This is a genomic window from Methanosarcina sp. 2.H.A.1B.4 (assembly GCF_000979385.1).
Classification (GTDB): domain Archaea; phylum Halobacteriota; class Methanosarcinia; order Methanosarcinales; family Methanosarcinaceae; genus Methanosarcina.
On sequence record NZ_JJOV01000031.1, the window covers coordinates 178,944 to 185,056 of the forward strand.

6 protein-coding genes are annotated in these 6,113 nt (G+C 43.3%); 5 read left to right on the plus strand and 1 reads right to left on the minus strand.

Annotation, left to right across the window (positions count from 1 at the left end; genetic code table 11):
* The first annotated feature begins 440 nt into the window (after window positions 1-440).
* From EO92_RS05220 to priL, 4 genes are all read left to right on the plus strand, one after another.
* A complete protein-coding gene (locus tag EO92_RS05220; protein WP_048169843.1) occupies window positions 441-875 on the plus strand; it encodes an NUDIX hydrolase in 435 nt (144 codons plus the stop codon).
* On the plus strand, window positions 835-1,149 hold the full coding sequence (locus tag EO92_RS05225; RefSeq protein ID WP_048132015.1) for a transcription factor S: 315 nt from the start codon (window positions 835-837) through the stop codon (window positions 1,147-1,149). Before EO92_RS05220 ends, EO92_RS05225 begins: the two co-directional genes overlap by 41 nt.
* Before the next feature lie 390 nt (window positions 1,150-1,539).
* Entirely contained in the window at window positions 1,540-2,277 is a 738-nt protein-coding gene (locus tag EO92_RS05230; protein ID WP_048132013.1) for a DNA polymerase sliding clamp, read from the plus strand.
* A gap of 7 nt (window positions 2,278-2,284) precedes the next feature.
* Window positions 2,285-3,460, plus strand: coding sequence for a DNA primase regulatory subunit PriL (gene priL / locus EO92_RS05235; RefSeq protein WP_048169797.1), 1,176 nt, complete (start codon window positions 2,285-2,287; stop codon window positions 3,458-3,460).
* 94 nt (window positions 3,461-3,554) lie between these two features.
* Here priL and EO92_RS05240 read toward each other — a convergent pair whose 3' ends face one another.
* Window positions 3,555-4,874, minus strand: coding sequence for a cobyrinate a,c-diamide synthase (locus EO92_RS05240; protein WP_048169799.1), 1,320 nt, complete (start codon window positions 4,872-4,874; stop codon window positions 3,555-3,557).
* Between the two features lie 497 nt (window positions 4,875-5,371).
* On the opposite strand from EO92_RS05240, the gene EO92_RS05245 reads away from it, so the two are divergent.
* The coding region (locus EO92_RS05245; protein WP_048169801.1) for a hypothetical protein at window positions 5,372-6,113 on the plus strand (742 nt) is incomplete at its 3' end.

Consider the following 6,113-nt stretch of genomic DNA (forward strand, 5'->3'; position numbering starts at 1 on the left):
CAGAGCAAAGTCAAGCGACTTCTGTAGCATTCACAGCTTCCAGAACAAAACTTGACAATAGAGTATAGGTTTGAAAGATTAAAAACGTTACCAATAAGCGTATTATTGAAGAGTTGACGGCTGTATCCCGCCATTAAAATGACAGGGATTAGCCTTAGACGCTCCTAAAAAAGAGAAACCTTTAATAAAGACTACTGCGTAAGTGACTTTTTTGCTTGATAGAGACTTGACTCATAGCACAGAGAACCGGAGAACAACTCAAAAAAGAATTAAAAAGAATGGAAAAGTTGAGAAGAATAATTGAAATATGATGACGAGTTTCTACAATATGCACAATACTAATATATTATTATATCTGGCAAAACGCCAGAAAAAGCTAATCAGGAAGGAGATTGGTAGAGGAAAAAGATCTCACGGAAAGTAAACTGCGAAGGCTTTTTATGAAACATAATGCCCCCAGCCTAACCGTTGATGCTGTAATTCTCTTTAAAAACAAGCTTGTTCTGGTGAAGAGAAAATACCCCCCATATGAGGGAGAATTTGCCCTTCCTGGAGGCTTCGTTGAAATCGGGGAAAGTACAGAAAAAGCAGTTTCCAGGGAAGCTTTTGAAGAAACAGGCCTTTCTGTAGAGATTCTCAAACTTATCGGTGTCTATTCCGACCCTGAACGCGACCCCAGGAGACATACAATCTCAGTGTGCTACCTTGCGAAAGGATACGGAGATTTAAAATCAGGCTCTGACGCTGATGCCGTTGAACTTTTTGAGCTTGATTCAATTCCTGAACTGGCTTTTGACCACAATAAAATGATAAATGACGCAAAAAGTGATATTAATGCAGTTCTGTACCAAATGCAAAAGTATGATGTTTCCTAAAGATGGTAACTACCAATGTAGAAAATGTGGGAACATAATACCGATTGAAAATAACGAAAAGAATTTCGTCTCCAAAGCCAAGATTGACGATCATGAAGTAGTAGTACTCGAAGGTGAACAGACTTCAGGCCTGCCAACAACGAGTGTAAAATGCCCGGAGTGCGGGAACAATACTGCAGCCTGGTGGCTCAGACAGCTCAGGTCTGCAGACGAGTCCGAGACCCGTTTCCTCAAATGTACGAAGTGCGGGTTTACCTGGAGAGAATACGACTAAATTCCACAACCTTTTCTTAGGGCCCTTCTTAAAAATGTACTTTTTAAAAATGTACTTTTTAAAAACGTACTTATTAAAAATGTACCTCTGGAAAACGAATTTTCAGGTCAGAACTTCTTTTATGTCTCAGGCAGAGCCTGATGCTTCCTGATTTTCTGACCAAGATTTATATAGTTGCCGGGACTTTGAATCTAATAGTTTATCCCGATTCCATATATGGCTACTTATTCCGATTTGGAAAAAGTTTATCCCGATTCCATATATGGCTACTTATTCCGATTCGGAAAATTTTCCTCAAAAGGATAGAAAATCCTAGATCGTAAGGAAATTTATATATCCAAGTGATAGATAAGGAGTTTAAGGCTTAAATTTATTTGATGGAGAAGAATCATGTTCAAGGCAGCAATTAATGCAGAGCTTCTGAAAGACGCGATTGCCGCACTGGCTGTAATTGTAGATGAAGTTAGATTTAGAATAAAACCCGAAGGTATTTCGGTAAAAGCAGTTGATCCTGCTAACGTTGCAATGGGGATTTTTGAGCTTGGATCATCGGCTTTTGATGAATACAGCGCTGATGAGTGTGAGATCGGACTCGACCTGAATAAGATTACCGACCTGCTGGGAATTGCGGACAAGAGCGATACAGTTAGGATGGAACTTGAAGAAGGAAGCAATAAACTCCTGATTGATGTAGGAGGGCTGTCCTATACTCTTTCTCTTCTGGACCCTTCAACAATCCGTGCAGAACCCAGAGTTCCCCAGCTCGATCTGCCTGCCAAAGTTGTCCTGAATGGTGCAGACCTCAGGCGTGCCGTAAAAGCCGCAGAAAAGATAAGCGACCATATGCTCATGGGAGTTTCTGGCGATACTTTCTATATGGAAGCAAAGGGAGATACCGACAAGGTCCGCCTGGAGATGGGCAGAGACCAGCTAATCGACCTGAAAGCAGGAGAAGCCTGTTCTCTCTTTTCCCTGGATTACCTGACAGATATAGTCAAACCCACAAACAAGGTAAATGAGGTCACCCTCTCTCTTGGCAGAGATTTCCCTGTCCTGATCGACTTTGAAATTGCAAACGGTGCAGGAAGAATATCCTATCTCCTGGCTCCGAGAATAGAATCGGACTAAGGGTGGCATGCAGGCCGAAAAACTTGCATATTACCCATTTATTTCAGAAGCATCTGCCCATGTTGGAAACCTGGGAATTTCTCTGGAAAACCTACTCAATTCGCGAGCTTACAGGGCTGCAAGATCCCGTGGAATAGAAAGGGTAAAAGAAGCTCTTGAAGGAGAAATTAAAAAATCCCCTATATCAGGGGAAGTCCAGGTACTCTCGGAACTCCTTTCCTATCCCTTTGCCAGGATGCTGGTTGCCTGTGTGGATGACCAGCTCTTTACCCGGCGCTATGCTCTGGCAGAAGCCAAGGCTGCCTACGCTTTTTTAAGAAACGAAACCCCGAATTTTCTGCTCGAATTCGGGGAAGATTTTGGAATCTCGGCAGATTTCAGGGACTCCTATTTCAGTATGCATTTTACGGACTATATCCGCTTTTCAAATTCCCTCAAAGACCCCTCCTGGAAACTGACAAACCGCCAGCTCAGGGCAGGCAAAATAAAAATAACAAAGGAAGAGTTTGCAAGGCTTCTTGAAGAAGCAGTCAGGGAAAGGATCGAACAGTCCTTCCCCATCCCGGAAATCCCCCCCGAAATCTCCAGCTTCTGCTCCCCCTACGTTTCCGAGATAAAGGAACAGTTCGAGGTCCAGAAAAAGAAATTCGGGGCTACGGACTTCGGAGCTGTTGAGCCCGACCTCTTTCCTCCCTGTATTGCCCATGCGCTTGCAAACGTACAGGGTGGAGTTAACCTTGCCCATTCGATGCGTTTTGCAATGACTTCTTTCCTGCTCAGTGTAGGAATGTCAGTAGACGAAATCCTGAACCTTTTCAACATCTCTCCCGATTTTGACGCGGAAAAAACCCTCTACCAGATAGAACACATTGCAGGCGCTACAGGCAATGCATACAAACCCCCAGCCTGCGACACCATGAGGACCTACGGCAACTGCGTGGGAAAAGATGGGCTCTGCGAAAAAATCAGCCATCCTCTTGGGTATTATGAGAAGAAAGTATTCATTAAAAATAAAGAAAGGGAAAGGGAACAGGAAAAAGAGCAGGAAGAAAAACATCAAGTCGAACAGGAAAAAGAAAAGGGAGAGAAACATCAAGTCAAACAGGAAAAAGAAAAGGGAGAGAAACATCAAGTCGAAAGGGAAAAGGGAAAAGAGCAGGAAAAAGAAAAGGGAAAAACCTGAAATAGCTTTAACGTCCCGGTTTCCCAAAAGTTATCTTCTTTTTCGCTATTTTCTTCTGTAGGGTTTCATTCCCGACTATGCCGTTCCTTCTCAATTATCTCCTTTTGTATTCCCTGCATTTCCCCACGAACTTTTCTACCGGGAAGCTGGCAGGATGGGAGTGCATATACCCTGCGAGGGTATTGTGTTCCACAAGCCCGTCAAAACCGTCCTGGATACCTTTCCCACGGATCATTTCATATGCAAACCTTGCATCACGGTCGCATTCCGTAAGGGAGTAATGGAATTCGTGACCTCTGATATTATGGGAAGAGAAGTTTTTGTCAAGGGGGCGGGCTTCGGTATACCCCAGAGCCTTCAGACGGTTTGTCATGCGGGTATTTGCAGGCACAACATCAGCCAGTTTATATGTCCGGTCTTCTACTTCATAAGTTCCGCAGAGATAGAGCAAGCCGCCGCATTCCGCATAGATGGGAAGGCCGTCAGCTGCAAGTCCTTTCAGTTTCCGGGTAGTCTCTGAGTTTTCAAGGACTTCTGCATAGAGCTCAGGGTAGCCGCCTCCAAGGTAAATTCCGTCTACATCCGGAACGTCACCTGCCATAGGGCTAAAAAATATTACTTCTGCTCCGCTGTCTCCGAATGCATCGAACATATCCCGGTAGTAGAAACAGAACGCAGGGTCCCAGGCAACTCCGATCCTGAGATCAGTTTCTGGCCTCTGAATTACCTCAGCCTCCGGAACTGAACAGGGCTCAGCAAGTTCAAGCACCGCATCAAGGTCAACATTTTCTTCAATAAAGGCTGCCATTTCCGCAGTGTTGTAGTCCTTTTCATGCGCCATGTAGAGCCCCAGATGCCTTGAAGGGACCTCAATATCTTTCCTTCGGGGAATTGTGCCGATAACAGGAATGTTGCCCGGAAGCGCATTCTTTACAAGTTCTGCATGGCGAGGGCTGCCTACCTGGTTCAGGATAACGCCTGCAACCCTGACTTCCGGATCGAATTCGGAATAACCTTTCAGGAGAGCTGCGGCACTTCTTGACATGCCGTGGACATTGATTACCAGAATCACCGGAATATCCAGAGTCTTTGCTACATGTGCCGAGCTTGCAATTTCCGTAGAGTCAATCCCATCAAAGAGCCCCATGACACCTTCAACGACAGCAATGTCAGCATCTTCAGACGTACGGGCAACTGTCTGCCTCACCCCTTCCGTGCCCATCATATAGGTGTCCAGATTCCTGGAAGAGCGCCCGCAGATGGCTGTGTGGTGGGAAGGGTCAATGTAATCCGGCCCTACCTTATAAGGCTGGACTCTTAGTTGCCTGTGCTTGAGGGCAGCCATAATACCCATGGAGACTGTGGTTTTTCCAACTCCACTATGGGTTCCTGCGATAAGTATTCCTTTTGTCATTTGGTAACTATTGTATAAATTAATATATATAAGGTTATTAATCAAGCTGTTTCGAGCGCTTTATGCCGTTTTCAATAAAGGGATGAAAAGAAATGAGAAGGAATGAAAAGAATTTAGGAGAATTTGCGTAAAAAGTGTGAATAAATTATATTCTTTAGGAGAAATTAGGATTAAAACTGAACCAATTAATATCAACATTTGCAATTTATTAATTAACTTTTAATTCAACCTCTTATGAACCATTATAAAATAAGATGAAGTGTTATAAAGTTTTAAATTTACTTTTACCAGAGTATATAGCACAATCAAGTGTTAAATGTATTTTCCCGGTTTTATTATTCGATATAAAGGCTTAAATACGGTTTTTAATTTTGGTTTTGGGCAAGTAGTGTAAGTATTTTTATATGTTTAACTGTGCCGATACTTTTAGGTTCCAGATCTTCTCAGATAAAATGAGCAAGATCAGACAAACTAGTAGGAACAATTGGAGGGAAAAAATGCACTTCAGTGAAAAACCAATTATAAAAATTCTGGCATGTGCTTCTATTATAATAATGATGTCAAGTTTAATTACTGCAGGAGCAGTTTCCTGTAATGCTCTTACATCTGCAGAAACCCCTACAGTTTCCTGTGACACTCTTGCAAATTGTGGACAGGCAAACTGTAATTCATGTGACTGTGAATCTATTGTAGCCTGTAATCAGGCAAACTGTGAATGTGACTCATGCGGCTGCGATTCTATTGCAGACTGTGATAAGGCAAACTGTAATTCATGTGACTGTGAATCTATTGCAGACTGTGAGAAAGCAAACTGTGAATGTGACTCATGCGGCTGCGATTCTATTACAGATTGTGGACAGAAAACCTCTGATGACGTTGTAGAAACTCCAGCAAAAAGCTGTGACGTTGTAGAAACTCCAGCAAAAAGCTGTGACGTTGTAGAAACTCCAGCAAAAAGCTGTGACGTTGTAGAGACTCCAGCAAAAAGCTGTGATGTTGTAGAAACTCCAGCAGATGAAGCAGAAGACTGCCCGGAAGTTGTAGAAACTCCAGCAAAAAGCTGTGATGTTGTAGAAACTCCAGCAGATGAAGCAGAAGACTGCCCAGAAGTTGTAGAAACTCCAGCAAAAAGCTGTGATGTTGTAGAAACTCCAGCAGAGGAAGCAGAAGACTGCCCAGAAGTTGTAGAAACTCCAGCAAAAAGCTGTGATGTTGTAGAAACTCCAGCAGAGGAAGCAG